At 70.1% G+C, this 25,946-nt stretch carries 21 protein-coding genes and 1 riboswitch; of the genes, 13 read left to right on the top strand and 8 right to left on the bottom strand.

Annotation, left to right across the window (positions count from 1 at the left end; all coding sequences use genetic code 11):
- The first annotated feature begins 65 nt into the window (after nucleotides 1–65).
- The 5 genes from AMS67_RS10935 to AMS67_RS10955 are packed head-to-tail and all read left to right on the top strand — an operon-like array spanning nucleotide 66 to nucleotide 6,910.
- On the top strand, nucleotides 66–1,016 hold the full coding sequence (locus AMS67_RS10935) for an ABC transporter permease (protein WP_053387372.1): 951 nt from the start codon (nucleotides 66–68) through the stop codon (nucleotides 1,014–1,016).
- A 2-nt stretch (nucleotides 1,017–1,018) separates the two neighbouring features.
- On the top strand, nucleotides 1,019–2,050 hold the full coding sequence (locus tag AMS67_RS10940; protein ID WP_075201327.1) for an ABC transporter permease: 1,032 nt from the start codon (nucleotides 1,019–1,021) through the stop codon (nucleotides 2,048–2,050).
- Nucleotides 2,047–3,789 (top strand): dipeptide ABC transporter ATP-binding protein, encoded by a 1,743-nt coding sequence (locus AMS67_RS10945; protein ID WP_053387373.1) that lies wholly within the window; start codon nucleotides 2,047–2,049, stop codon nucleotides 3,787–3,789. The genes AMS67_RS10940 and AMS67_RS10945 overlap by 4 nt, the downstream gene beginning before the upstream one ends.
- A complete protein-coding gene (locus AMS67_RS10950) occupies nucleotides 3,786–5,444 on the top strand; it encodes an amidohydrolase (protein WP_053387374.1) in 1,659 nt (552 codons plus the stop codon). Before AMS67_RS10945 ends, AMS67_RS10950 begins: the two co-directional genes overlap by 4 nt.
- Complete coding sequence (locus AMS67_RS10955) at nucleotides 5,441–6,910, top strand: amidohydrolase (protein ID WP_306455248.1); 1,470 nt, start codon at nucleotides 5,441–5,443, stop codon at nucleotides 6,908–6,910. The genes AMS67_RS10950 and AMS67_RS10955 overlap by 4 nt, the downstream gene beginning before the upstream one ends.
- A gap of 56 nt (nucleotides 6,911–6,966) precedes the next feature.
- Here AMS67_RS10955 and AMS67_RS10960 read toward each other — a convergent pair whose 3' ends face one another.
- The 5 genes from AMS67_RS10960 to AMS67_RS10980 form a co-directional block, all read right to left on the bottom strand.
- Nucleotides 6,967–7,308 carry a P-II family nitrogen regulator gene (locus AMS67_RS10960; protein WP_053387376.1) on the bottom strand — a complete coding sequence of 114 codons (342 nt, stop codon included), beginning with the start codon at nucleotides 7,306–7,308 and terminating at the stop codon, nucleotides 6,967–6,969.
- A gap of 59 nt (nucleotides 7,309–7,367) precedes the next feature.
- Nucleotides 7,368–8,639 (bottom strand): ammonium transporter, encoded by a 1,272-nt coding sequence (locus tag AMS67_RS10965; RefSeq protein ID WP_053387377.1) that lies wholly within the window; start codon nucleotides 8,637–8,639, stop codon nucleotides 7,368–7,370.
- 75 nt (nucleotides 8,640–8,714) lie between these two features.
- Nucleotides 8,715–9,947: an allantoate amidohydrolase gene (locus tag AMS67_RS10970; protein WP_053387378.1), complete on the bottom strand. Its 1,233-nt coding sequence runs from the start codon at nucleotides 9,945–9,947 to the stop codon at nucleotides 8,715–8,717.
- Between the two features lies 1 nt (nucleotide 9,948).
- Nucleotides 9,949–11,127, bottom strand: a complete 1,179-nt coding sequence (locus tag AMS67_RS10975; protein ID WP_053387379.1) for an FAD-dependent oxidoreductase — start codon at nucleotides 11,125–11,127, stop codon at nucleotides 9,949–9,951.
- Nucleotides 11,124–12,287, bottom strand: a complete 1,164-nt coding sequence (locus AMS67_RS10980) for a tyramine oxidase subunit B (protein WP_241488055.1) — start codon at nucleotides 12,285–12,287, stop codon at nucleotides 11,124–11,126. Before AMS67_RS10980 ends, AMS67_RS10975 begins: the two co-directional genes overlap by 4 nt.
- A gap of 148 nt (nucleotides 12,288–12,435) precedes the next feature.
- Between AMS67_RS10980 and AMS67_RS10985 the strand changes: the two genes are divergently transcribed.
- Nucleotides 12,436–13,365: a LysR family transcriptional regulator gene (locus tag AMS67_RS10985; RefSeq protein ID WP_053387380.1), complete on the top strand. Its 930-nt coding sequence runs from the start codon at nucleotides 12,436–12,438 to the stop codon at nucleotides 13,363–13,365.
- A 39-nt stretch (nucleotides 13,366–13,404) separates the two neighbouring features.
- On the opposite strand, the gene AMS67_RS10990 is transcribed toward AMS67_RS10985, so the two are convergent.
- Nucleotides 13,405–14,445 carry an alcohol dehydrogenase catalytic domain-containing protein gene (locus AMS67_RS10990; RefSeq protein ID WP_053387381.1) on the bottom strand — a complete coding sequence of 347 codons (1,041 nt, stop codon included), beginning with the start codon at nucleotides 14,443–14,445 and terminating at the stop codon, nucleotides 13,405–13,407.
- A 111-nt stretch (nucleotides 14,446–14,556) separates the two neighbouring features.
- On the opposite strand from AMS67_RS10990, the gene AMS67_RS10995 reads away from it, so the two are divergent.
- The 7 genes from AMS67_RS10995 to AMS67_RS11025 all read left to right on the top strand — a co-directional run bounded on the left by AMS67_RS10995 (nucleotide 14,557) and on the right by AMS67_RS11025 (nucleotide 23,621).
- On the top strand, nucleotides 14,557–16,692 hold the full coding sequence (locus AMS67_RS10995) for a DUF2156 domain-containing protein (RefSeq protein ID WP_053387382.1): 2,136 nt from the start codon (nucleotides 14,557–14,559) through the stop codon (nucleotides 16,690–16,692).
- Nucleotides 16,685–17,422 carry a DUF1345 domain-containing protein gene (locus AMS67_RS11000; RefSeq protein ID WP_053387383.1) on the top strand — a complete coding sequence of 246 codons (738 nt, stop codon included), beginning with the start codon at nucleotides 16,685–16,687 and terminating at the stop codon, nucleotides 17,420–17,422. The genes AMS67_RS10995 and AMS67_RS11000 overlap by 8 nt, the downstream gene beginning before the upstream one ends.
- 108 nt (nucleotides 17,423–17,530) lie before the next feature.
- Nucleotides 17,531–17,672: riboswitch (FMN riboswitch) on the top strand.
- 59 nt (nucleotides 17,673–17,731) lie between these two features.
- The gene (ribD, locus tag AMS67_RS11005; protein WP_053387384.1) at nucleotides 17,732–18,907 is read left to right on the top strand and encodes a bifunctional diaminohydroxyphosphoribosylaminopyrimidine deaminase/5-amino-6-(5-phosphoribosylamino)uracil reductase RibD; all 1,176 of its coding nucleotides are present in this window, start codon (nucleotides 17,732–17,734) and stop codon (nucleotides 18,905–18,907) included.
- Nucleotides 18,907–19,596, top strand: a complete 690-nt coding sequence (locus tag AMS67_RS11010) for a riboflavin synthase (RefSeq protein WP_053387385.1) — start codon at nucleotides 18,907–18,909, stop codon at nucleotides 19,594–19,596. The genes ribD and AMS67_RS11010 overlap by 1 nt, the downstream gene beginning before the upstream one ends.
- Nucleotides 19,593–20,888: a bifunctional 3,4-dihydroxy-2-butanone-4-phosphate synthase/GTP cyclohydrolase II gene (locus tag AMS67_RS11015; RefSeq protein ID WP_053387386.1), complete on the top strand. Its 1,296-nt coding sequence runs from the start codon at nucleotides 19,593–19,595 to the stop codon at nucleotides 20,886–20,888. The genes AMS67_RS11010 and AMS67_RS11015 overlap by 4 nt, the downstream gene beginning before the upstream one ends.
- 46 nt (nucleotides 20,889–20,934) lie before the next feature.
- On the top strand, nucleotides 20,935–21,423 hold the full coding sequence (ribH, locus tag AMS67_RS11020; protein ID WP_053387387.1) for a 6,7-dimethyl-8-ribityllumazine synthase: 489 nt from the start codon (nucleotides 20,935–20,937) through the stop codon (nucleotides 21,421–21,423).
- Nucleotides 21,424–21,578: 155 nt separating this feature from the next.
- Nucleotides 21,579–23,621, top strand: a complete 2,043-nt coding sequence (locus AMS67_RS11025) for an ABC transporter ATP-binding protein (protein ID WP_053387388.1) — start codon at nucleotides 21,579–21,581, stop codon at nucleotides 23,619–23,621.
- Nucleotides 23,622–23,655: 34 nt separating this feature from the next.
- Here the strand turns inward: AMS67_RS11025 and AMS67_RS11030 are convergent, their stop codons facing one another.
- Complete coding sequence (locus AMS67_RS11030; protein ID WP_053387389.1) at nucleotides 23,656–24,300, bottom strand: hypothetical protein; 645 nt, start codon at nucleotides 24,298–24,300, stop codon at nucleotides 23,656–23,658.
- A complete protein-coding gene (locus AMS67_RS17155; protein WP_053387390.1) occupies nucleotides 24,297–25,946 on the bottom strand; it encodes a polysaccharide deacetylase family protein in 1,650 nt (549 codons plus the stop codon). Before AMS67_RS17155 ends, AMS67_RS11030 begins: the two co-directional genes overlap by 4 nt.

The following is a 25,946-nucleotide window of genomic DNA, read 5'->3' on the forward strand; positions in this document are numbered from 1 at the left end:
CGCGCTGACCGGGGCCGGCACCCCACCCCTGCTTCATCTCACCCCCGATCCGACACGGAATTCAGATGCTCAGATTCATCCTTCGCAGGCTGCTCAGCCTGATCCCGGTGCTCTTCGTCGTATCGGTGGTGATCTTCTCGCTCATCCACCTGACGCCGGGCGATCCCGCGCGCCGCATCCTTGGCGAGAAGGCCTCCGACGAGGCCGTCGCCGCGCTCCATCAGAGCATGGGACTCGACGATTCGCTGATCACGCAGTACCTCACGTGGATCGGTGGCGTCTTCCGTGGCGATCTCGGCGACTCCTACTTCTTGCGCAAGACGGTCGTGCAGGCGATCAGCGACAATGCCGTGCCCACGCTGCAGCTCGCCTGTGTCGCCATCGTCGTGGCGATCCTGCTCTCGATCCCATTCGGCACCCTCGCCGCCCGCTACCGCAACAGCCCGCTCGACAAGACCGTCACCGGCTTCACCCTGCTCGGCATGACCGTGCCGAGCTTCGTGCTCGCGATCGCCATGATGCTGCTGTTCGGGCTCGTGCTCCGGTGGCTGCCGATCTCGGGGTACACGAACCCTGCAGAGGATCCGATCGAGGGGCTCAGAACGCTGATCATGCCGGGCGTCGCGCTCGGCGCGATCACCGCGGCGCTCATCACGCGCACAACACGCGCCGCCGTGCTCGATGTACTCACCGCCGACTACATCGATGCCGCCCGCTCACGCGGGGTGAGCGAATCCCGCCTGCTCTTCACGCACACGCTGAAGAATGCGAGCCTCCCGATTCTCACCATCGTGGGCCTGTCGCTCGGCGGTCTCGTCACCGGAGCCGCGGTCACCGAAACCATCTTCAACATTCCCGGACTCGGTCAGTTGCTCGTCACGTCCATCTCACGTCGCGACTACCCCGTCATCCAAGGCGTCATCCTCTTCGTGACCGCCATCTACCTGCTCACCAACCTGCTCATCGACCTGCTCTACGGCATCGTCGACCCGCGGGTTCGCGTCGGAAAGGCCTGATCATGGCTGAGAACGCACCCTCGACGCGCAACACGGCCGTTCCCAGCACCACCGTGCTGTCGATGCGCCCCGAAGCGGGCCGCCCTTCGACCTGGCATCGCATGCTCGGCAACACGAGCCTCATGACCGGCATCATCGTCGTGCTGCTCATCTTCCTCATCTCGTACGTGCTGCCTCCGATCCTGCATCTGGATCCCTACGCCGTCGACCCGGTCAATCGTCTGAAGCCGCCGTCGGCCGAGCACATCTTCGGCACCGACAACTTTGGCCGCGACCTGTTCGCCCGCATCATCTCGGGGGCTTCGACCTCGCTCCTCGTCGGCTTCGTCGTGGCCGTCGTCAGCGGTGTGCTCGGCGCCATCATCGGCGTCGCCGCGGTCTTCAACCGGGTGCTCGATGCGATTCTGATGCGCATCTGCGACGGGCTCATGGCGATTCCCGCGATCCTCCTCGCCGTCGCCCTCGCCGCGGCGCTCGGGCCGAGCGTCACCAACCTGATCATCGCGCTGTCGATCGTCTACACGCCGGGGCTCGCGCGTCTCGTGCGCGCCCGCGCGCTCGCCGTCATGAGCGAGACGTTCGTCACGGCCAGCACCATGCAGGGCGCCGGCGGGCTCCACATCATGTGGCGCCACATCTTGCCGAACACGCTGTCGGTGCTCGTGGTGCAATCGACGTTCACCTTCGCGGAATCCGTCATCACCGAGGCCGCGATGAGCTTCCTCGGCGCCGGCGTTCCCGCGCCGCACGCCTCGTGGGGCAACATCCTCTACGACGGCAAGGGCGTCATCATGCAGGCACCGCAGATGATCATCATCACCAGCGCGTTCCTCATCATCACGGTGCTCGCGCTCAATCTCGCCGGCGACGGGCTGCGCGATCTCGTCGACCAGCGATCGCGATCGCTCGTCGGCAACCCGGGCATCTTCGCACGATTCGCCGCGCTCGTCGCCCCGCGCCGCATCCGCAGCGCGCAGCCGGGCGCCGCAGACGAATCCGGAACCGCCCCGAAGCGTCAGGAGACCGAACGATGACCGCTCCCACCACGCCGCTGCGATTCGACGGGCTCACCCTCGATATCGACACGCAACAGGGCGTCGTGCATGCCGTGAACGACGTCACCCTCGAGCTCGAGCCCGGCGAGATTCTCGCCATCGTAGGCGAGTCGGGATCGGGCAAGACGCTGACCGCGCGCGCCGCACTCGGCCTGCTCCCGCCGCGCACCCGCTCGCGAGGCGCCGTGCTGCTCGGCGGTCAGGACGTGCTCACCGCACCGCCCGCGACCCTGCGCGCGCTGCGCGGCAGTGAGGCGGCGATGATCTTCCAGGAGCCGTCGACGGCACTGAACCCCGTCTTCCGGGTCGGCTGGCAGCTCGAGGAAGGGCTGCGCGCCCACGGCATGCGGAGCAAGACCGAACGGCGGGCGCGGGCGCTCGACATGCTCCGCGCCGTCGGCATACCCGACCCCGAGCGCCGCATCGACGACTACCCCCACCAGTTCTCGGGCGGGCAGAAGCAGCGCATCGTCATCGCGATGGCGCTTGCGCTGCGCCCCTCCGTGATCATCGCCGACGAACCGACGACCGCGCTCGATGTGACGGTGCAGGCCGAGATCCTCGATCTGCTGCGCGAATGCCGCGAAGAGTTCGGCGCGTCGATCGTGCTCATCACGCACAACATGGGCGTCGTCGCCGACCTCGCCGATCGCGTGGCGGTCATGTACCGCGGCGACCTCGTCGAGCAGGCGCCCGTGGCCGAGCTGTTCGCGGCACCGCGCGAGGCGTACACGCGCGAGCTGCTCGCAGCAGTGCCGCGTCTGGGCAGCGGTCTCGGCCCGAACGGAGAAGCGCGCACGGTCGCGTCGCCACCGACCGCCGCAGCGTCTACCTCCGCCACAGCCGGCACCGGTGCCGACGCCCCCGCCGCTCCGGCCGTGCGACTGCACGAGCTGGAGGTCACGTACCGCTCCGCCTTCGGTGCGAACCCGGTGCGGGCGGTGCACGGGGTGACGCTCGAGATCGCCCGCGGCGAGGTCGTGGGTCTCGTCGGCGAGTCGGGCTCGGGCAAATCCACGATCGGCCGCGCTATCGGTGGTCTCGAACCGGTTTCCGGGGGCGTGCTCGAGGTGTTCGGCGACGACCTGCGCGGGCTGTCAAAGCGCCGTCTGCGCGAGTTCCGTCGGCGGGTCGGCTTCGTGTTCCAAGACCCGGCCGCCTCGTTCAACTCGTTCATGACCGTTGAGCAGTGCATCGTCGAACCGATGCAGATTCACCGCGTCGGCGGCTCGGCCGTGCGCCGTGCGCGTGCCCTCGAACTCCTCGACGCCGTCGAGCTGCCCGCGGCGTTCGCCGAGCGCTATCCCTTCGAGCTCTCGGGCGGGCAGCGGCAGCGCGTCGGTCTCGCCCGCGCGCTCGCCCTCGATCCCGATCTCGTGATCGCCGACGAGCCGACGTCGGCACTCGACGTGTCGGTGCAGGCACGCGTGCTCGAGATCTTCACGTCGCTGCAGCGCGATCTCGGCTTCGCAGCCCTGTTCATCAGCCACGACCTCGCCGTCGTCGAGATGCTCGCGCACCGTGTGGGGGTGCTCAGCCAGGGCGAACTCGTCGAGCTGGGCGAGACCGAACGGGTACTGCATCATCCGCAGCACCCGTACACGCAGCGCCTCATCAGCGCCGTGCCGGTTCCCGACCCCGAGGTGCAGCGGCTGCGCCGCGCGGGCGCCGGGGCTCCCGACGCACCGCTGCTCGAGACGCACGGAGGCGTCGCGTGACCGCCCAGGTGCGCGCCGATCTCGTGTTGCTCGCCGGCACCGTCAGAACCGGCGCCGAAGCCGGCACGAACCCGGCCGGCGACCTCGCTGCCGTCGCCGTGAGCGGTCGCCGCATCGCGGCGGTCGGCACGCGCGCGGATGCCGCGAAGTGGGAGACGTCGGGCGCCGAGGTGATCGACCTCGGCGATGCGACGATCACCGCGGGCTTCGTCGACGCCCACGTGCACCCGCTCTCTGGCGCCGAGTCCCGCTTCGCAGCGCTGATGCTGCACGATTGCACGACGGTCACAGAGGTCGCAGACCGGATCTCCGAGTTCGTGCAGGATCGCGGGCCCGACGACTGGGTGCGCGGTTTCGGCCTGTCGTTCGATCTCTTCGTCGACGGCGAGGTCTCGAACGCTCCGTTCGAGGCGGCGTTCGACGGCCGACCCGGCTATCTGCTGCTCTTCGACGGGCACTCCGTGATCGCGAGCAGCCGCGCACTGGAGCTCGCCGGCATCGACGGTGCCCGCGACTTCGGCAACAACGCCTCGATCGAGGTGGATGCGGCGGGCAGCCCGACCGGCTACCTCATCGAAGCCGACGCCGAGATGCTGGTCACCGAGCTGTACCCGCGCATGCCGATGGCGCAGCGCGTGGCGGCGGTGCGCGACAAGCTCGCAGAATTCGCGGCCAGCGGGTACACCTCGCTGCACCAGATGAACATGGAGGAGGGCGATCTCGAGGTGCTCCGCGCACTCGAGGAGACCGGCGACCTTCCGGTGCGCGTGCGCGTCTCCCCGCTCTGGCACGCGACCGACCCGTGGGCCGAGACGCTGCGCCGCATGATCGATCTGCAGGGCGTCGGCGGGCGTCGCTGGCGGGTCGAGGGCGTGAAGTTCATGCTCGACGGCAGCATCGACAACGGGTCCGCCTGGCTCTGCGAGCCTGATACCCGGGGCGATGGCCTCACGCCGTATTGGGTGCCGAGCGAGACCTTCGCCCGCACGATCCACGCGCTTGCCGAGAGCGGTGTGCCCACGGCGACCCACGCGATCGGCGACCGTGCCGTCGAGTTCGTGCTCGATTGCGTCGCGGCGATCCCGAGCAGCGCGTCGCGGGTGACGCACCGCATCGAACACATCGAGACGATTCCGGATCGCGCGCTGGCGCGCTTCGCCGAACTCGGGGTCATCGCGAGCATGCAGCCGATCCACGCGTTTGCGCAGCGCGACGACGGCCGGGACATGTGGACGACGCGGCTCGGGCGCGGCTCGGAGCGGGCCCGCCACGGCTGGCGCATCGCCGACCTCGACGCGGCCGGCGCGGTCGTCGCGCTGGGCTCGGATTGGCCGGTCGACGACTTCGATGCTCGGCGAGTCTTCGCCGCCAATGTGACCCGTCGTCGGCACGGTTCGCCCCGACCCGCGGTCGACCCGCATCAGGCGCTCTCGCCCGCGCGCACGCTCGCCGCGATCACCCGCAACTGCTGGGCGGCGATCGACCGCCCCGACGCGGGCGTCATCGCGCCCGGGGCGGTCGCCGACCTGGCGGTGTTCCGCGATGATCCGATCACCGCGAACCCCGACGTGTTCGCCGCCACCGAGGTACTCCTCACCGTCGTGAACGGCCGGGTCGCGCACCGCGGAAGCGGGGCGCCGGATCCGACCCCATGATGGTGGGGCAGGTGCGCGGAGCCCGCGTTCCGGGGTCGGATGCCCTCATCGATGTCGCGATCGCCGATGGGCGCATCGCGTCGGTCGCCCCGTCGGGCTCGCTCCCCCGCACCGAGGCGGCGATCGAGGCTGAGGGCCGCACGCTCACGTCGGGTCTGTGGGACGAACACGTGCATCTGCGCCAGTGGGCCCTCTCGCGGTCGCGCATCGATCTCGGGCCTGCGGCGAGCGCAGCGGAGGCGCTCGCGCTGGTCGCACGCGGCATCGCCGACGCCGATGGGAACGAGGTCGTCGCGGTGCGCGCTCGCGCCGCGTCCTGGCCCGACACGCTCGACCGGGACGCGCTCGACCGCGTCGCCCGCAGCGGGGGCGAACAGACGCGCATCGTGGTCGTCGGCGCGGATCTGCACGGATGCTGGTTGAACTCCGCCGCGCTCGCCGCCCGCGGTCGCGCCGCTTCGGGTGATGGTCACCTCGTCGAAGACGAGTGCTTCGCCGTGGTGCGCGAGCTCGATCGCTCGGACCCCGAGTCGGTCGATCGCGAGGTCGCTGCGGCGGCCCGGGCGGCTGCGGCCCGCGGAGTCGTCGGCGTCGTCGACTTGGAGATGCGGTGGGAGCTCGGGGCATGGCAGCGGCGCGAGCTCGCGGGGTTCGACGTGCTGCGCGTCGAGAGCGGCATCTATCCCGATGATCTGGAGCGAGCGATCACCGAGGGCCTCCGCAGCGGCGATGCGGTCGGCCCCCGGGGGCTCGTGCGCGTCGGGCCGCTCAAGATCGTGATGGACGGCTCGCTCGGCACCGGCACGGCCTGGTGCTGCGCTCCCTACGCCGATACCGGTGGCACGGGTCGCGCGCTGCGCAGCGGTTCCGAGTTGCGCGCGCTGATGCGCCGAGCGCACGGTGCCGGGCTGAAGCTCGCGATCCACGCGATCGGCGATCGAGCCAATGCCGAGGTGCTCGACGCGTACGCTGAGCTGGGCATCGGCGGCCGGATCGAGCATGCGCAACTCGTGCGACGTGATGACGTGCCGCGCTTCGGTGTGCTCGGCGTCGTCGCGAGCGTGCAGCCGGAGCATTTGCTCGATGATCGCGCCACCGCCGACCGCCGCTGGCCCGACCGCGCGAACGACGCGTTTCCGCTCGCCGCACTGCTCGCGAGCGGCGCCCGACTCGCGTTCGGGTCAGATGCTCCCGTGGCGCCGCTCGACCCCTGGCTCGCGATCCGCGCCGCCGTCACACGGCAGCGAGACGATGACGCGCCCTGGGCCCCGGGGCAGCGAATCTCGGTGACGCAGGCACTCGCGGCGTCGATGCGCGGGCGCCTCGCCCCGCAACCGGGCGACGCGGCCGACCTGGTGCTGCTCGACGCCGACCCGCTGCGCGTGGCCCCGCACGAGCTCGATCGCCTGCCGGTCGCGACGACGCTGCTCGGCGGGCGCGTCACGTTCGGCCCCGGCCTCGCGTAAGTAAAGCCGGGCCCGGAGCGGCGCAGCCGCCGCACTGCTTCGGGCCCGGCTGCCGACTACTTCGTCGCGTCTTCCCCGGTCTCGCCGGTGCGCACGCGAATCACCTGGAGCACGTCGGTCACCCAGATCTTGCCGTCGCCGATCGATCCGGTGCGTGCGGCGTCTTGAATCGCGGTCAGCGCGGGTTCGAGCACCTCATCGGCGACCACGATCTCGATGTACAGCTTCGGAAGAAAGTCGACTTTGACCTTCTGCGAGCGATAGACCTCGACCTTGCCGGTCTGGGTGCCGTGCCCCTTCGCATCCGAGATCGTCATGCCTTTCACGCCGACTTCGGCGAGGGCGAGCTTCACGGGTTCGAGGGCGCTGGTCTGCAGCACTGCGGTGATGAGCTTCATGATGCGTATCCTTTCAAGGTTTCAGGCAGGAGCGGAGCGGGTGCGAGCGCACGCGCGACTCACGGCCGCGTGTCGTCGAACTCATACGCGGTCTCGACGTGCAGTGAGGTGTCGAGGCCCGCGCGCTCCTCGCCCTCGGGCACGCGGAGCCCAACGGTGACCTTGAGCACGAACGCGATGATCGCCGTGACGATGAACGTGTAGGCGAAGACCGCGCCCACCGCGGTGAGCTGCGCACCGAGCAGTTCCCACCCGCCGCCGAAGAAGATGCCGGTCGCCCCCGCGGGCGAGCTGGGGTCGGCGATGAACGCGATCGCGATCGTGCCGAAGATGCCGGGGAACATGTGGATCGCCACCGCGTCGAGCGCGTCGTCGTAGCCGAGCTTCTCTTTCAGGCCGAGCGTCGCGAACGCGACGACGCCTGCGAGGAAGCCGATGCCGAGGGCGCCGAGCGGCGACACCGAGTTCGCGGCCGGGGTGATGCCGACGAGACCGCCGAGCACGCCCGAGATCGCGCCGAGCGAGGTGGCCGCCTTGCGCACGATCCGCTCGATCACGAGCCAGCCGAGCAAACCGGCGCACGCGGCGACGAGGGTGTTGGTGAGGGCGACGCCCGTGCTGTCGTTGATGCCGCCCGACGACCCGCCGTTGAAGCCGTACCAGCCGACGAGCAGCAGGCCGCCGCCGAGCACCGCGATGGGCAGGTTGCCGGGCCGGCCGACGTGCGGGAAGTCGCGGCGCTTACCGAGGAAGAGCGCGAGCACGAGCGCGGCGACGCCGGCGTTCATGTGCACGGCGGTGCCGCCGGCGAAGTCGATGGCGTGCACCTTGTTGGCGATCCACCCGCCGATCGTCGATCCATCGGCCGCGTCGAATGCGAACACCCAGTGCGCCACGGGGAAGTAGACGAGCGTCGCCCACAGGCCGCTGAAGATCAGCCACGTCGAGAACTTCATGCGCCCCTCGACGGCGCCGCCGATGATGCCGACGGTGAGGCCGGCGAAGATCAGTTGGAAGACGGCGATGAGAATCGCGGGCACAGCACCCTCCGGCGTTTCGGCGCCGAGCAGCTCGCCGATGCCGATCAGGCCAGCCGGGTTGCCGATGATGCCCGCCCCGCCGACCGAGTCGCCGAGCGTCAGGCCGTAGCCGACGAGCACCCACAGCACGGCGGTCACGGCGAAGCCGCCGAAGACGATCATGATGGTGTTCAGGATGTTCTTGGTGCGCGAGAGGCCGCCGTAGTAGAGCGCGAGCCCGGGCAGCATGAGGGTGACGGCGACGGTGGCGGTGAGCATCCACGCCGTGTTCACCTGCGAGGTGATATCCATATCGGTCCTTTCGGGGGCGGTTTCGGGAGGGGAAAGCACTGCGGGCGAGCCCGGCTGGGGCCCGCCCGCAGGGGGTTAGTACGTCAGGAGCGAGTGCAACACGTCGGTGAGGGCTTCGACTCCCGCGTCGACGTCGGCGGGCGCGGAGGTCTCGGCCGGGGTGTGGGAGGCGCCGGTCGGGTTGCGCACGAAGAGCATCGCGGTCGGAATCGCCGCGGCGAGCACCCCGGCGTCGTGGCCGGCGCCGGTGTCGAGCACCGGAGCGGCCGGCAGCACCGTCCGCAGATGCGCGCGCAGCTTCGGGTCGAAATCGACGGTGGGCGAGAACGACTGCTCCTCGACCCGCACGGAGCACCCCTCGGCCTCGGCGGCGCGCTGCACATCGGCGCGAATCTCGGCGACGATGCGACGCACCGATGCCTCGTCGCGGTGCCGCACGTCGAGCCAGGTTTCGGCACGCGAGGCGATGACGTTGGTGCCGCCGGGCACGACGGCGATACGACCGACCGTGCCGCGGGCGTCGGGCACGGCGAGCGTGCGCTCGCGGGTGCTCCGGATCATCTCAGCCGCGACCACCACCGGGTCTTGGCGATCGCTCATGCGCGTCGCCCCGGCGTGATCGCCGCGACCCTCGATGATCACGTGCCAGCGGCCGTGTCCGAGAATCGCCCCGGCGAGCGCGACCGGCTGCCCGAGATCTTCGAGCCCGCGGCCCTGTTCCACGTGCAACTCCACGAACGCCGCGATGCGGGCGAGACGCTCGGGGTCGGGGCCGATGCGATCCGGATCGAACCCGGCCGCAGTCGCGGCCTGGGCATAGCTCACACCCGCCTCATCGGTCAGCTCGCGCACGCGGCTCGGCGGGGTCACCCCGGCGAGCAGGCGCGACCCGAGGCACGCGACGCCGAAGCGGCTGCCTTCCTCCTCGGGAAACACCGCGACGGCGAGGGGACGCTGCGGAGCGACCCCGCGCTCGCGCAGGCGGTCGACTGCGGCGAGGCCGCTCACAACCCCCAGCGGGCCGTCGAAGTTGCCGCCGCCCGGCACGGAGTCGAGGTGCGAGCCGGTGACGATGGCACCGCTGCGGTCACCGCCCGGCACGTCCCACCACGCCCAGATGATGCCGTTGCCGTCGGTCTCGAGCGCGAGCCCGCGATCGGCTGCGTGACGCGCGAACCAGGTGCGCAGTTCGAGTTCGGGTGCGGAGAAGACCGGGCGCGTGTAGCCGCCGCGCACCGGGTCGGTGCCGATGTCGGCGATCTCTGCCAAGAGCGCGTTCGCGTCGCCGGCCGTCGTGATGGCGCCCATCTCACACCCTCGCAAATCGCTGGCCGGTGGCACGGAAGCGCTCGTGCGGCACCTGTGAGCCCGCGACCAGATCGGCCACGAGTTCACCGAGCAGCGGGGCGAATTTCGCGCCCTGACCCGAGCACGGCGAGAGAATCGTGATGCCCTCGGCCCGGTCGATGATCATGTCTTCGCCCGGCACGTTCGTGAACAGGCACGTGGTCTCTTCGTACGATTCGGGGATCAGTCCAGGAGTGAAATCACGCACGAACTGCACGATGCGGTCGCGGTTCGCCGGATCGATCTGACCATCCTGATCGCGCGCCGATCTGATCGCCCGCCCGCCGTTGTACTCCGCGATCTTCTGCCCGCGGAAGCCGGCGTCACGACCGCCCGGCAGACTGTACGTCTGCATCTCTTCGCCCTTGTAGATAAATGTCGGCCACGAGGTCGAGCCGTACGCGGCGGTCTCGCCGCGGTGCAGAATGTCGCGGTACGGGAAGTGGTAGGCGTTCTCCTGGCGCACTTCGAACTGCGGCATCGCGTCGGCGAATCCGGTTGGCAGATCGAGATCGCCGAGCAGCGCGGGCAGCCATCCGCCGGCGGCCACGATGACCTGCTCGGCGTGCACCGTGTCACCGCGCGTCGAGCTCACGACGTACCCGGCTCCGCCCGGCTTCACCCGCACCTGCGCCGCCTCCCAGCCGATGTAGACCTGCGCGCCCGCACCCTGGGCGAGGTCGAGCATCGCCTTCACCGAGGCTTCCGCGTCGAGCACTCCGGCGCCCGGATGCCACAGCACCTCGGTGTCGAAGCGCAACTGCGGCCAGCGCGCCTCGGCCGAGACCGCACTGATGAGTTCGTGCTCGATATCGGCTGCCTCGAGCACTGCGGCGAGACCGCGCGGGTCGCGCACCGCGCCGAAGTCGAGCGCGCCGCTCGGGGTGATGAGCCGCTTGCCGCTTGCGGCCTCGAGCTCATCCCACCCCGGCTTCGATCGCACCACCAAGTCGGTGTAAAACGCATCGGGGTAGGCGTAGCGGAAGATGCGCGCGGAGCCGTGCGAACTGCCCTGTGCCGAAGCGGGGATGTCGCGCTCGAGCACGATGACCTCGGCACCGGTCTGGGCGAGACGCCACGCGGTCGCGGCGCCGCTCAGCCCCGCGCCGATGATGACGTAGGTTGCAGATTCGGAGGTCATGCGAGATCCGGTGCTTCCCAGAGGTTGAGCTTCGTGCCGATGCCGAGCTCCACCGCATTCTCGTACACGGTCTTGGCCCAGGCCACGTCTTCGACGCCCATGCCGCCGACGCTGAAGAGCACCGGCTGCTCGTCGAACTCGCGCCCCTGCGCGGTGCCGTCGAAGACATCGCCGATGTTGACGACGCGCGACTCGTCGAGCTTGCCGGCGTCGATGAGGTCTTGCCAGTAGAGGCCGATCATGCCGAAGGCCGTCTCGTGCGAGGGCGCGGGGTACTCCTCGGCCCACGCCTCGTAGATCTTCTTCGCGTCGGCGATGAGCCGCGCCTTGCCCGAGACCGTGTAGGCCTCGTCCATCTTGAGGTTCGCCGGCAGACTCAGGAACGCGCCCGGCTTGATCCAGTCGCCGTCGATGTAGGGGTAGTTCTCGGAGCCGACGAGCCCGGTCACGGCCTCGGAGACGATGTCGGAGTCGCGCACCGCGGCCTCGGCCGTCTCAGCGATCTCGATGGTCGTGAACTGCGGGTAGTGCAGCTTCACGTAGTCGGCGAACGCCTCCGACGATTCCTTGCGGCGCCCGTTGATGCGAATGGTGTCGAGTGTGGGCCGCGCGGTGGTCATCGCGTGCAGCGCGCTCTTGTTCATCGCGCCCGGGCCGATGATGCCGAGCGACTTCGCGTTGATCGGCGCGAGCTTCTTCGCTGCCGCACCGGGCACGGCCGCCGTGCGGTACGCGCTCTCGAGGTTGCCCGACATGATGGCGAAGGGGGCGCCCGTCTCTTTGTCGTTCAGCACGATGAGGTGGATCGAGCGGGGCAGCCCCTGCTCGCGGTTGTCGATGTTGGATCCGTACCACTTCACCCCGGCCGCGTCGAAGCGCCCGCCGAGGTACGCGGCCATCGCCATGAACCGGCGGTCGGCAGCGTCGAGCGGCATCCCGGGGAACGGTGACGACTGCGGAAAGCTGATCTGCGCACCGTGCGAGTTGGCCGAGTTGCCGGCCATGCGGTAGTCGCCCTTGGCGACCAGCACGAGTACCTCTTCCATGACTTCCATGCAGCGATCCATGTCTTTCACGCCCGCCGCGATGACCTCTGGCTCGCTGAGATAGAGCATGTCGATGCGGGTGCTGGGGGCGGTCTGCGGGGTCAGTGCGGTCACGGTGAACTCCTTCGAATCCGGGTCGGTGCAACCCAGAAAAGCCAGGTTTCACCCCTCAGTCAAATACCCTTTTGACCGGGAATTCATACCGTTTCGCTCGTAATCAACCGGTAACGGAATGGGAACATTCGCGGCGTATCGTGACCCCATGGAACTCCGTCAGCTGCGCTACTTCTTGGCCGTATCAGACGAGCTCCATTTCGGCCGCGCGGCCGAACAGCTGCACATGTCGCAGCCCCCGCTGAGCCTGCAGATCTCGCGCCTCGAACACGAGCTCGGCGTCACACTGTTCGAACGCTCGACGCGCAGCGTGCGCCTCACCGCCGCCGGTCGACACCTGCAAACGCGGGCCCGTGCAGTACTCGCCGAACTCGACGAGGTGCGCGGCGAGCTGCGCGACTTCACCGACGGGCTCACCGGCACGCTGCGCGTCGGCTTCGTCAGCTCGGCGAACTCGACCGTACTGCCGGGAGTGGCTCGTCGATTCCGCGCGGAACGCCCCGGCGTCACGCTCGAGCTCGTCCCCCTCACCTCGTCCGAGCAACTCGAGCGGTTGCGCGACGGCTCGCTCGATGTGGCGATCGTGCGCGACGAGGCCCCCGGGGTGAGCGGCCGTACAGCGTCGGCGATTCGCACCGAGGTCGTCTACGAAGAGCGCCTCGTAGCCTGCCTCCCCCGCACGCACCCGCTCGCCTCCGCGCAGGAGGTCACCGCGCACGACATCAGTGCCGTGCCGATGATCACCTACCCCCGAGCGATGATGTCGGGGTTCGTGGATCGCGTCACCCAGGTTCTCGGCGAGGCGGGCAGCGTCGCCCGTGTCGCCGAGGAGGTCGTGCATCAAGAGACCGCGATCGGCTTCGTCGCCGCAGGGGTCGGCACGAGCATTCTCCCCGAGTCGATCGGGCAGCTCGTGCCCCCGACGATCGTGACGGTGCCGCTTGCGGGCTCACCGACCACGCAGTTGCTGGCCGCACGGCGCGTGCGCAGCGATCACGGCGCAGCGATCCGCGCCTTCCTCGCATGCCTGCGCGCATCGGCCGCGGAGTTGCGGGCGCCGACGGCTGCGGCGGCGTGAGCGCACGCAGGATCGCCGGGCGCCCGCAATACGTGCCTGCTACGGCACGAGCACCGCGCGCCCCTGCACACGCCCGTGATGCAGGTCATCGAATGCCTGCACCGCATCGTCGAGCGAATAGCGCACCACCTCGACACCGATCTTGCCGGCGCGGGCGAGCGCGACCGCCTGGCGCATATCCGACCGGGTGCCGCCGTACGCGCGCTCGATGTTGACGCCCCAGGGAAGCGGGGTGCCGCTGCCGGCGACGTAGCTGAACGCACCCTCGCCGAGCCCGACGAAACGGATCGCCCCGCCGCCGCGCACCACGGCGAGTGCCAGGTCGACGGTGGGCTGCACGCCGACGAAATCGAAGACGACATCGGCGCCGACGCCTCGGGTCTCCGAGAGAATGCGCGCAGCAGCGTCGCCGTTGCTCGGCAGTGCGAGGTCGGCGCCGCGCGACTCGGCGAAGGCGAGCTTCTCAGGGTCGGTATCGAGCGCGATGATGCGCGCACCGGTCGTCGCGGCGAGAATCTGCAGCGCCATGTGGCCGAGGCCGCCGAGCCCGATCGTCACGACGGTGGAATCGCCGGTCATGCGATCCCGCACCGTATTGATGGCGTGCATGGGGGTGAGCGCCGCATCGGCGAGCGGCGCCGCGGCGACGAGGTCGAGGTCGCCGATCGGATCGAGGTGGTGCGACTTCACGGCGATGTAGTCGGCCATGCCTCCGGGGCTGCCGATGCCGGGCGACAGCGGCGCGAGGGCCTCGCGCGGGTACACCGTCTCGCACTGGTTGTCACGGCCCGCGAGGCATTCGCGGCACTGCCCGCAGGCAAGAATGAGGGCGACGAGCGCGCGATCCCCCACCTGCCAGCCCCGCACGTCGGCGCCGAGCTGCTCGACCGTTCCCGAGACCTCGTGCCCGAGCGTGCTGCCGATGAGCGGGTTGTCGTCGCCGAAGCCGATGATCGCGATGTCGGAGTGACAGAGCCCCGCGCCACCGACCTTCAGCAGCACCTCATCGGGCGCGATCTCGGGCACCGGCTTGTCATGGATCTCGACGGTGTTGTTTCTGACGTACGTTACGGCGCGCATCACCACTCCAGTTCCGGCCGCGGCAGCCCGCGACCTCGCGTTGCAGACGGGCGGAGTTCCCGCCCGGAATCAACGCTAGCCGCCTCACACCGCGATCTCTAGACTGAGTCCATGACTGCCGCCGAGGCCCCCGCGAGACCCGACGCACGTACTCCGAACCGGGTCATCGCGGTTGCGCGCCGCACACCGTTCACCATCGCGTTCATCCTCGCGCTCCTGATCGTCGGCATCGCGACGGGCACCCTGTGGCAGCCGACGGTCGATCAGCCCTGGTACCCCGATGTCGCCACCGGGCTCCCCGCCTTCCAGGAGGGCCGCTGGTGGACGATCTTCACCTCGCCGTTCTTCGTGGATCACCCGCTCGTCTACCTGACGCTGCTCCCGCTCATCGTCGGCGGTCTGGGTTGGGCCGAGTGGTGCTTCGGCGCGCTGCGCACTGCGGCGCTCGCGTTCGGCGGGCACGTGCTGGGCGTGCTCGGCGCCGCCGGCATTCTGCTGCTCGTCTCACAGACGGGCTGGGTGTGGGCGGTGCGCCTCACGAACGATCTCGACGTCGGCCCGTCATGCGCGGCGTTCACCGCCCTGGTGTTCGCGATCGCGACGCTCCCGGCCCCGTGGCGCCTGCGCGCCCGCATCGCGATCGGCCTGTGGGTCGGCATTTCGGTGCTCTACCTCGGCGAGCTCTACGATCTGGAGCACGCGGTGGCGATGACGGTCGGCCTCGTTGCGAGCGGCTGGCTGCCCGCCTTCCGCCACCCGGCAGGGCGGCCCACGCAGCGCGAGTGGCGCCTCATCGGGCTCTCGGGCCTCATCGCGGTCGGCGTGATCCAGATCATCGACCTCGTCGTTCCGTTCGACGGCCCCCTCGGCTCGAACCAGCCCGCGGCGTCGTTCGTCGACGTCGCGATCGACATCGTGGTCATCGCGCTGATCGCCAACGGGATCCGCAAGGGCTATCGCGTTGCCTGGATCGCGGCGCTCGTGCTCGGCCTCTTCAACCTGGCGACCGCCATCCTCGGCTTCATCCTGATTCCGACCGCCGTCGCGGCCGGCGCGATCGACTCCCCGCGCGAACTCTTCGCGCTGCTGCTCGCCCCGGCTCTGCTGTGGCTCGCCATCGTCGTGTTCCTCATCGTGAGCCGCAGCGCGTTCCGTGTTCGCCTACGGCAGTCGCGTCGCAAGCTCGCCGCCGAGCCGCTGACCCGCGACCAGCTCATCGACCGGCTCGAGCGGTTCGGTGGCGGCACGATCTCGTGGATGACCACGTGGGAGGCGAACCAGCGCATCGCCGCGGGCGACGGCGCGATCGCCTATCAGGCGCACGCGGGCGTCGCCATCGTGCTCGGCGACCCGATCGTGCCCGACGCCGAGCGCGCAGACGCGCTCGAACAGTTCGCACACACGACGCAGCAGGCCGGGCTGATTCCGTGCGCCTTCTCGGCCAGCGCGGCCTCGGCCGCCGCGAAGCCGGCCGGGTGGCGCTCCGTCGTCGTGGCCGAAGACACCATCGTCGATCTGCCCGGGCTCGCGTTCACCGGCAAGGCCTGGGGCGCCGTGCGCACCGCGATCAACCGGGCGGGCCGCGAAGACATCTCGTTCCGCATGGTCACCCTCGCCGACGAGCCGTGGAACGTGCTCGCGCAGGTGCGGGCGATTTCGGAGCAGTGGGCGGGCGACAAAGGGCTCCCCGAGATGAAGTTCACGCTCGGCACAGTTGAGGAGGCGCTCGATCGCGATGTGCGCGTGGGCCTCGCCGTCGATCCCGAGGGCAACCTCCACGGGGTCACCTCGTGGTTGCCCGTGTACGGGCCGGCCGCCGCCGACACCGGCGAGCCCCGCATCGTCGGGTGGACCCTCGATCTCATGCGCCGCCGCGACGGCGGCTTCGGGCCAGTCATGGAGTTCTTGATCGCCTCCTCGGCAAAGCACTTCTCTGACGAGGGGTTCGACTTCGTCTCGCTGTCGGGGGCGCCGCTCGTGCGCCCGTCGGCGGCCGAAGCGGGCCCGGTCGATCAGGTGCTGGATCAGCTCGGCGGTCTGCTCGAACCCCTCTACGGCTTCTCCTCGCTCCATCGCTTCAAGCAGAAGTTCAATCCGCGATCCGAGTCGCTGCATCTGCTCTTCAGGGATGAGGGCGACCTGCCCCGCATCGGCATCGCGCTGACGCGGGCGTACTTGCCCGACGCGTCGATGCGCGACCTCGTGTCGTCGGCGACAGCCGGTGCGTCGGGTTCAGGCCATGAATGAGCCGGCTGCGGCGAGCGCCGCGGTCTCGGCGCGGGCGTCGCGCGGTGCCCGCGCATCGACCGCGTACTCCGTCATCAACGAGATCGGCGGGCTGCTCGTGCAGCTGCTGCTCGTGTGGGTGGGTGCCTCGGTCGTGTGGGGCACCGATGACGAGGCGACGTCGACGGTGCAGCTGCTCGTCTGGTGCATTCTCGCGACGCTTTACCTGGGTGCGACGATCGTGGCGCTCAACGTGCTCGTGCGGGTCGACCGGCCCGACCCGGCTGCAGTGCGCATCATTGTCGGCCACCCGATCACCCGAGCGCTGTCGACGATCGTGACGTTCGGCGCGAGCGCGATCGGTCTCGTCGTCGCGCTCGACCTCATCTCGGAGCTCGGCCTCGGCACGCACGAGCCCATCGCGGAGTTCTCTGCGGTCTGGGCCATGCTGCTGTCGTGGGCGATCTTCAACTGGGGGTTTGCCCGCATCTACTACTCCAGGTACCACCGAGCCGCGGAGCCTCCGCTGCTCTTCCCCGGCACCCCCGAGCCCCGCCTCGTCGACTTCGTGTATCTCGCGTTCACCAACGCGACGACGTTCGCGGTATCCGATGTGCAGATCACGAGCACCCGCATGCGCTGGACCATCGTGTGGCACACCTCGATGGCGTTCTTCTTCAACGCGCTCATCATCGTGCTCACCATGAACGTGATCGCGAGCGGCAAGCTGCTCACCGACCTGTTCGACTGATCCCGCGCTCGACCCCATCGACCCCACGCAATGTTGCGCCGTGTTGCGCCCCGGGCGAAATCAATGCGACCGCATTCACGCTTCGGGGCGATGCGGACTACGATGATGATCGTGTTCCGGGGTCGGTGTGATTCCGAACCGGCGGTGACAGTCCGCGAGCGTCGTACCCACGATGCTGAATCGGTGAAATTCCGATACCGACGGTGATGGGCGCCTCACGGCGTTCGAGTCCGGATGAGAGGAACGCGCGGGTGACGGGCGTCCGTCGACCCTGCGCACCCGGCACGCAGTGGAGAACGGCGGACCGGGATGCTCGATCAGAGCCTCATCGAGGACGGCATGCGGCGTGGGCTCACGATCGCCCGCCGCGGCCCCTCTGACACCCCGAATCCGCAGGTCGGGTGCGTGCTGCTCGACCCCGAGGGGCGCATCGTCGCCGAGGGCTGGCACCGCGGCGCCGGCACCCCCCACGCTGAGGTCGACGCGATTGCGCACCTCCCTACAGAGTGGCGATCCCGCACCCGCGAACTGACCGCCGTCGTCACCCTTGAGCCGTGCAATCACACCGGCCGCACCGGCCCCTGCGCCGTCGCGCTCGTCGAGCTCGGCGTGGGCGCGGTCGCGTACGCGCTCTCCGATCCGGGCCAGGCCTCGTCGGGCGGCGCCGACACGCTTCGCGCCGCCGGCATCGAGGTGCGTGGCGACGTGCTGCCCGGTGAGGCGCGCGCGCTGCTCGGGCCGTGGTTGGCGGCGCAGGGCGGATCCGGCACCCCCGGCACCGCCCCCGAACCGACCGACGACCTCGCCGCCGCGCGACCACGCGTCGTCGTCAAGTGGGCGCAGACCCTCGACGGGCGCGCTGCGGCGACCGACGGATCGAGCCAGTGGATCACCGGGCCCGAAGCCCGCGCCGACGTGCACGTGCGCCGCGCCGCGGCCGACGCGATCCTGATCGGCACCGGCACGCTGCTCGCCGACGACCCGACGCTTACGGCACGCGACGCGCACGGCGACCTGCTGGTGCCCGCTGCGAGTCAACCGATCCCGGTGGTGCTCGGCCATCGCGTGATCCCCGAGGCCGCGCGGCTGCGCCAGCACCCGGCGCTTGCGGCGCACGGTCTCGCGGCGCCGATCCAGCTCACCGGTGATGACCTCGCCGCCGATCTTGCGGCGCTCGCGGCGCACGGCATCCACAGCGTGTTCGTGGAGGGCGGGCCCGCGGTCGCGAGCGCACTGCTCGCCGCCGGGCTCGCCGACGAGGTGCTCGTCTACGTCGCCCCCGCGCTGCTCGGCGGGCCGAAGCTCGCGATCGGCGACCTCGGCATCCCGAACATCGACGCGATCGCTCGCCTCTCAGACGCGACCACGACGGCGCTCGGCGACGATCTGCTCGTCACCGCCCGACTCGCGGCCCGCCCCGATACTCCACTGCACCCCGACACCGCACTCCACGCCGCTCGCGGCACCTCCACGGAAGGATCCTGATGTTCACTGGACTCATCGAAGAAATCGGCGAGATCGTCTCCGTGGAGCCGGTCGACGACTCACTGCGACTCGTCATCGCGGGCCCGACCGTCACCAGCGACGCGGCGCACGGCGCCTCGATCGCCGTCTCCGGTGTCTGCCTCACCGTGATCGATCGTGGTGAAACCCCCGACGGCCGTACGACCTTCACCGCCGACGTGATGGCGCAGTCGATCAAGATGTCGACGATCGGCGACGTCGCCCCCGGCACCCGAGTCAACCTCGAGCGCGCCGTGCGCGTCGACACGCGCCTCGGCGGCCACATCGTGCAGGGCCACGTCGACGGCACGGCCACGCTGATCTCGGCAACCGAGCACGAGGCCTGGCGCGTGCTGCGGTTCTCGCTCGACGCCGCGCTCGCCCCCCTGCTCGTCGACAAGGGCTCGGTCACGCTCTCGGGCGTCTCGCTCACCGTCTCGTCGATCTCGGCGGAGTCGGAGCCCGAGCAGTGGTTCGAGGTGTCGCTGATTCCCGAGACGCTCGTCGCCACGATCCTCGGCGGCCTGCAGCCCGGCGACCGGGTGAACGTCGAGACCGACATCCTCGCCCGCCACGTCGCCCGCATGCTGCGCCTCGGCGTCGGCCCTACGGCCGTCGACCTCGACTCCGCATCCGAGCTGTCCGCCACCACCGAAGGAACCCGCGCATGAGCACCACCGAGTCCGCAGCCCCGCGCACGCCCGGCATCTCCACGATCGAAGAGGCCGTCGCCGCGATCCGCGAGGGCCGCCCGGTCATCGTCGCCGACAATGAGGATCGCGAGAACGAGGGCGACATCATCATCTCGGCGGAGCTCGCTTCGGCCGAGTGGATCGCCTGGACCGTGCGCTGGTCGTCGGGCCTGCTCTGCGCCCCGATGACCAACGCCATCGCCGACGAGCTCGAGCTGCCGATGATGGTCTCGCGCAATGAGGACGTGCGCGGCACCGCGTACACCGTCACCGTCGATGCGGCGCACGGCGTCACCACCGGCATCAGCGCGAGCGACCGCTCCACGACGCTGCGCGCGCTCGCGAACCCGAACGCCGTGCCGACCGACGTGCGCCGCCCCGGCCACGTGCTGCCGCTGCGCGCGGTCGACGGGGGCGTGCGCGCCCGCGACGGGCACACCGAGGCCAGCGTCGAGCTCATGCAGCTCGCCGGCCTGCGCCCGGTCGCCGCAATCGCCGAGATCGTCGCCGAAGACGGCGAGATGATGCGTCTGCCCGAGCTCATCCAGCTCGGCGCGCGCGAAGGTGTGCCCGTCATCACCATCGAGCAGCTCATCGCCTACCTGAACACGCACGACCCCGAAGGCGCCCCCGCGGCCGAAAAGCAGATCCGACGCGGGGTGAGCCTGCGCGCCGACACCCTGCTGCCGACCGAGCACGGCGAGTTCCGCGCGATGGCGTACCGTGACCGCCGCGCAGGCATCGACCACGTCGCACTGGTCGCCCCGTTGCCCGACGGCTCGCTGCCCAGCGGCCAGGCGCTCGTGCGCGTGCACTCCGAGTGCATCACGGGCGAAGCGTTCGGGTCGCTGAAGTGCGAGTGCGGGCCTCAGCTCGACGCCGCACTCGACCGCGTGCACGAGGTCGGCGGCGTCGTGATCTACCTGCGCGGTCACGAAGGGCGCGGCATCGGACTCGCGAACAAGCTTCGCGCGTACCAGTTGCAGGAGCAGGGCGTCGATACGCTCGACGCCAACCTGCAGCTCGGATTCCCCGCCGACGCCCGCGACTACACCGCCGCGGCCGAGATCCTCGCCGACCTCGGCATCGACCACGTGCGCCTGCTCACGAACAACCCCGAGAAGGTCGCGCAGCTCGAAGCGCACGGCATCACCGTCACCGAGCGCGTGCCGCTGCTCGTCGGCGTGACCGAGCAAAACCTCAACTACCTCGCCGCCAAGCGCGACCGCATGGGCCACCAGCTGCCCGAGAACGTGCGCGACAGCCAGTAGGCTCGGCGATCCTGCACCCCACCCACCCCTTTCGAAGGAGCACCACATGAGCGGAGCCGGAGCCCCGGACCTCACCGTCGACGCCACCGGCCTGCGGGTCGCCATCATCGGCGGCAGCTGGCACGCCGAGATCATGGATCACCTCGTCGCGGGCGCGCAGCAGTCGGTCTCGGCCGCCGGCGCCCAGCACGAGACGTTCACCGTGGCCGGCGGGTTCGAGCTGCCCCTCGCGGCGCAGATCGCGCTCACCCCGCGCGAATCGGGCGGCGGCGGGTTCGACGCTGCGGTCTGCCTCGGCATCGTGATCCGCGGCGGCACCCCGCACTTCGAGTACATCAGCTCGTCGGTGACCGACGGCCTGACGCGCGTGCAGCTCGACACCGGCAAGCCCGTCGGCTTCGGCGTGCTCACCACCGACACCGAGCAGCAGGCGATCGACCGCTCGGGCCGCCCCGGCGCCCCCGAGTCGAAGGGTCGCGAGGCCGCCGAAGCCGCGCTGCACCTCGCCGTGCAGCTGCGCGCCATCACGGCGTAGCGGCGGCGCCGCCCACGATTCTGCGATTGGGGTAGCTTCGGACCGGTGTGACGGCGCATTTCGGCGCTCACACTGGTCCGAGGTTACCCCGATCCGGTTAGAGGGGGCGGAGCAGCGCGGCGGATCACCCAGCCCCGAGCGCGTAGGCTGGGCGGGTGACCGGGTCAGCAGCACCAGCAGCTTCTTCTTCAGCCGACAGCACTTCAGACGGCGCCTCCGCCAACGCCGGCGAACCGCAGCCGAGCGGCGGCCCCGGGCCCCGCAAGCGCGGCCGACGCGGGGGAGCTGACGCGACGGACCAGACGCCCCGCGGCCCGCGCGCATCGATCCGTCAGCTGATCCCGTACCTCTTCGAGCAGCGCCGCCTGCTCGTCATCGCCCTCGTGCTCGGCCTCGTCGCCGCCGTCGCATCGCTCGTGCAGCCGCCGATGCTCGGCCAGATCATCACGCGCGTGCAAGAGGGGTTGCCGCTCGGCGGATTCCTGGCGGCGCTCACCGCGATCGTGGTTGTCGGCGCCGTGCTCAGCGGTCTGCAGCATTACGTGCTGCAGCGCATGGGCGAGGGTGTGGTGCTCACCAGCCGCAAGCGCCTCATCGCGAAGATTCTGCACCTGCCGATCTCGCAGTTCGACCGCCGCCGCACGGGCGACCTCGTCTCGCGCGTCGGCAGCGACACGACGCTGCTGCGCGCCGTGCTCACTCAGGGGCTCGTCGAGGCGATCAGCGGCCTCCTCATCTTCGTGGGTGCGCTCGTCGGCATGCTCGTGATCGATCCGGCACTGTTCGGGATCACCTTCAGCGTCATCGCCGTCGCGCTCGTCGTGGTGGTCGCCGTGTCGTCGCGCATTCGCCCGGCTGTGGCTCGCGCGCAAGAGAAGGTGGGCGACCTCGCCGCGCAGGTGGATCGCTCCATCTCGTCGATCCGCACCATTCGGGCCGCCGGCGCCGCCGACCGCGAGCAGGCGGCGACCGAGCGCGACGCGACCGAGGCGTACGTGCTCGGCGTGAAGGTCGCCCGCATCTCGGCGTTCATCGTGCCGGTGTCGTTCCTCGCGCTGCAGCTGTCGTTCCTGGTGGTGCTCGGGCTCGGCGGCTACCGCGTCGCCACCGGTGCGATCACCATCGCGCAGCTCGTGACCTTCATCATCTTCCTCTTCCTGATGGTCACCCCGCTCGGCCAGGCGTTCGGCGCGATCGCGGCGATCAACCAGGCGCTCGGCGCGCTGGGCCGCATCCAAGAGATCGCGGGCCTCGACACCGAGACCGAACGCGACGCCGAGCGATCCCCCGCAGGCCGCCTCGTGCCCCTCGATGAGGCGCGCGACGACACCGCCCCCGCCATCGAGCTGCGCGACGTGCACTTCACGTATCGCTCCGCGGCCCCTGAGCGCGCCGACGCCCGCGAGCTCGTGCGAGGCGGCCGCGGGTCGCGCCGTGACGCCGAAGCCGCACCCGCCGACCTCATCGAGACCGACGTGCTGCGCGGCGTGAGCTTCACCGTGCCGCGCGGGTCGCGGGTTGCTCTCGTCGGGCCGTCGGGCGCGGGCAAGTCGACGATCTTGGGCCTCGTGGAACGCTTCTACGATCCCGAATCGGGCGTCGTCGCGCTGCACGGTGCCGACATCCGATCGCTCGACCGTGCTGAGCTGCGCCGTCAGTTCGGCTACGTCGAGCAAGACGCACCCGTGCTCGCGGGCACGCTGCGCGAGAACCTGCTGCTCGCCGCCCCTGACGCGACCGATGCCGCGTGCGAGCGGGTGCTGCGCGCCGTGAATCTCGGGGGGCTGCTGGATCGCGCCGACACCTGGAAGTCCGGCCCCGCGAGCAGCGGGCTCGCCGGCGCGCTCGACCTCCCCGTCGGCGAGAACGGCGTGATGCTCTCGGGCGGCGAGAAGCAGCGCCTGGCCATCGCGCGCGCACTGCTCACCGCTCCGCCGATCCTGCTGCTCGACGAGTCGACCGCGAGCCTCGACGGCGTGAACGAGCGCCTCATGCGCGAGGCTCTCGACGCGGTGTCGACCGGCCGCACGCTCATCGTGATCGCGCACCGCCTCTCGACCGTGGTCGACTCCGACAAGATCGTGGTGCTCGACGAGGGCCGCGTGATCGGCGAGGGCACCCACGAGCACCTGGTCGAGAGCACGCCGCTGTACCGCGAGCTCGCACAGCACCAGTTGCTGGTGCCCGAAGACGACTGAGCACCGGTCGCGGGCGGCGGATCAGGCGGCGGGCTCAGTCTGCGAGCGCGACGCTCTCGAGCATCTCGCTCAGCGCGGGTCGGTACCCGTCAATGTTCGCGCCGTTCGTTCGGGCGAGGAAGCCGACCGCGGGCCCCTGCGCTGAGTCCTGGTTCAACATGAGCGTTCCGAACACGACGCGGTCGCCATCGAGGTGGAGCAGTGATGCGTCAGACGCCAACCGTTCGCTCACCATGTCGAAATCCGTGATCTCCCCTGATTCTTTCAGTCGAGCTACGCCGAACTCCTCTACAGCTCCCGAACGACTCCAGGACGAGCTGTCAGAGATCTCCACTGACAGCACCCCGTCGGGCGACGTGAGCACGACGCCGGTCTGCGCGTCAAATATGACCGACCAGTCGAGCAGCGGCGGCAGCGGCGGCCACGAGATGAGTTCGCGCACGAGCGGCCGCACCACCCACCCCTCGGGCGCGATCAGCGCGGCGTCGCCCCCGAGATCGATCGATTCCGACCCGTCGGCGACGCGCTCCTGCAGGTGTGCGACGTGCGCCGGAGCGAGCGTGGCTCCGTAGCCGACGAGCACGACGACGAACGCAAGGGCTGAGAGCAGCAGCGCGCGGGGCCAGCGTCGCGCGCGACGCGGCTCGGACATCGCCCGCGTCGTCGGCGCGGCGCTCATCGTCCGAACACCTTGCCATTCGGCAGCGAACCGCCGAACATCGTGCTCACCGTCACCGGGGTCAGCCCGCGATCGCGCAGCCCGCGCATCACCGGCCCGACCGCCTCGACGCTGTCGCCGTGCGTGTCGTGGAAGAGGATGATATCTCCTGGCTTGGCCGCGTCGACTGCCCGGGAGACGAGCGCGTCGACCCCGGGATCCTTCCAATCGAGCGTATCGATGGTCCAGAGAATCGCGGGCTGCTGCACCGCGCGCAGTACGGCGTCGTTCACCGCGCCGTAGGGCGGGCGGTACGTGCGCACCGGCGCGCCCACGAGGTCACTCAGAATGCGTTCCGCGTCGAGTACTTCGGCACGCGCGGCGCGGGGCTTCAGCGTGGTCAGGTCGGTATGGGTCATCGTGTGGCTGCCGATCTCGAAGCCGGTGGCGGCAGCGGCGCGCACGAGATCCGGCTGCTGCTGCGCTGCCGGCCCGAGCATGTAGAACGTGGCCGGTGCGCGCTCGGCGCGCAGACTGTCGAGCAGCTGCTGGGTGTGCGGTGACGGGCCGTCGTCATAGGTGACGGCGACGCAGGCGACGAACCCGCAGTCGACCGGAAGATCGGCCCGCCATTCGGGCAGGCCCGAGAACGGGGTGCCGCGCCTGGCGAACAACGACTCCGCGGTGTCGCTATCCCACGCATCGAGCACCTCGGCATCGACCGTCACCGGAATGGGCTCGGTGGCAGGATCGACGCCCAGTAGTTCCAGTTCGGGTGAGGTGAGGCCGGCAGGAATCACAAAGGTCGCACCACCTTCGGGCGTGTACCCCGCGGTCTCGAGCGCTCGCTGGGCGAGTTCGAGCTGCGCGGCATCGGGTTCGGCGAGCGGCGCGGCGCTCAGCGCCCCGGCGTCACGGCGCAGGGACTGAGCGACGCGCATCCACAGGTCGGCCGCCGCTGCCGGCTCCCACAGCGCCGCGCTCTCGGTGAGCGTGTCGGTGGCGACATCGATGAAGAAGGTGCGCGTACGATCGGCCGTCACGCCGGTCGGCGTGCCCACGACCGTGCGAAACGAGACTCCGACGACGGAGTCGAACGCCGAGGTGATTTCGCAGACGACGGCGATGCCCGTGCCGCCCGCAGGGCCGGTGCGCTCGTCGGAGAGCACCTGCGCGGCGGGCCACGTGAGCGCACCGGCGACGCAGCCGCGATTTCCCAGGCCCGCAGATGCCGGAAACACCTCGGGGATGTAGGTCGCCCCAGTGCTCGAGATCGCCTCGGTGAGCAGCCCGCGCACGCGGGCATTGAAGTTGGCTGCCCCGGCGATCTCGATGTATCGCGCCTGCAGGTGGGTGCCATCGTTGCGGATGCGACCCGAGATCGCCCCCGGCCCAACGGTGTCTTGCAGGGCGAGCGCGCTCTCGGTCGCGGCTGGAGCCGTATCAGACGATGCTGCAGTGTCGGCCGTCGTCTCGATCGTCACCGCACCCGTTGCGCGATCCTGCCACTGCGGCGGCTGCCACGCATGATTGACGGGAATCGACGCGCAGCCGACCAGCGCCGCGGTCCCCGCGGTCAGCAGCGCCACGAGCACACCCCGGCGAGCTCGGAGTCGCTGTCGCCGCAGCGGCATCCCCGACCGCGACGCAGATCGTGCCTGCACCAT

The sequence above is a fragment of the Leucobacter japonicus genome, from assembly GCF_001273855.1.
Classification (GTDB): Bacteria; Actinomycetota; Actinomycetes; order Actinomycetales; family Microbacteriaceae; genus Leucobacter; species Leucobacter japonicus.

Excerpts from the sequence above, each read along its gene's own strand:
- AMS67_RS10935 (WP_053387372.1), top strand. The coding sequence starts at position 66 with ATGCTCAGATTCATCCTTCGCAGGCTGCTCAGCCTGATCCCGGTGCTC.
- AMS67_RS10975 (WP_053387379.1), bottom strand. The coding sequence starts at position 11,127 with ATGACCTCCGAATCTGCAACCTACGTCATCATCGGCGCGGGGCTGAGC.
- AMS67_RS10955 (WP_306455248.1), top strand. The coding sequence starts at position 5,441 with ATGATGGTGGGGCAGGTGCGCGGAGCCCGCGTTCCGGGGTCGGATGCC.
- AMS67_RS10965 (WP_053387377.1), bottom strand. The coding sequence starts at position 8,639 with ATGGATATCACCTCGCAGGTGAACACGGCGTGGATGCTCACCGCCACC.
- AMS67_RS10970 (WP_053387378.1), bottom strand. The coding sequence starts at position 9,947 with ATGGGCGCCATCACGACGGCCGGCGACGCGAACGCGCTCTTGGCAGAG.
- AMS67_RS11015 (WP_053387386.1), top strand. The coding sequence starts at position 19,593 with ATGAGCACCACCGAGTCCGCAGCCCCGCGCACGCCCGGCATCTCCACG.
- AMS67_RS10960 (WP_053387376.1), bottom strand. The coding sequence starts at position 7,308 with ATGAAGCTCATCACCGCAGTGCTGCAGACCAGCGCCCTCGAACCCGTG.
- AMS67_RS10945 (WP_053387373.1), top strand. The coding sequence starts at position 2,047 with ATGACCGCTCCCACCACGCCGCTGCGATTCGACGGGCTCACCCTCGAT.
- AMS67_RS10995 (WP_053387382.1), top strand. The coding sequence starts at position 14,557 with ATGACTGCCGCCGAGGCCCCCGCGAGACCCGACGCACGTACTCCGAAC.
- AMS67_RS11000 (WP_053387383.1), top strand. The coding sequence starts at position 16,685 with ATGAATGAGCCGGCTGCGGCGAGCGCCGCGGTCTCGGCGCGGGCGTCG.
- AMS67_RS17155 (WP_053387390.1), bottom strand. The coding sequence starts at position 25,946 with ATGGTGCAGGCACGATCTGCGTCGCGGTCGGGGATGCCGCTGCGGCGA.
- AMS67_RS11030 (WP_053387389.1), bottom strand. The coding sequence starts at position 24,300 with ATGAGCGCCGCGCCGACGACGCGGGCGATGTCCGAGCCGCGTCGCGCG.
- AMS67_RS10940 (WP_075201327.1), top strand. The coding sequence starts at position 1,019 with ATGGCTGAGAACGCACCCTCGACGCGCAACACGGCCGTTCCCAGCACC.
- ribD (WP_053387384.1), top strand. The coding sequence starts at position 17,732 with ATGCTCGATCAGAGCCTCATCGAGGACGGCATGCGGCGTGGGCTCACG.
- AMS67_RS11010 (WP_053387385.1), top strand. The coding sequence starts at position 18,907 with ATGTTCACTGGACTCATCGAAGAAATCGGCGAGATCGTCTCCGTGGAG.
- AMS67_RS10990 (WP_053387381.1), bottom strand. The coding sequence starts at position 14,445 with ATGCGCGCCGTAACGTACGTCAGAAACAACACCGTCGAGATCCATGAC.
- ribH (WP_053387387.1), top strand. The coding sequence starts at position 20,935 with ATGAGCGGAGCCGGAGCCCCGGACCTCACCGTCGACGCCACCGGCCTG.
- AMS67_RS10985 (WP_053387380.1), top strand. The coding sequence starts at position 12,436 with ATGGAACTCCGTCAGCTGCGCTACTTCTTGGCCGTATCAGACGAGCTC.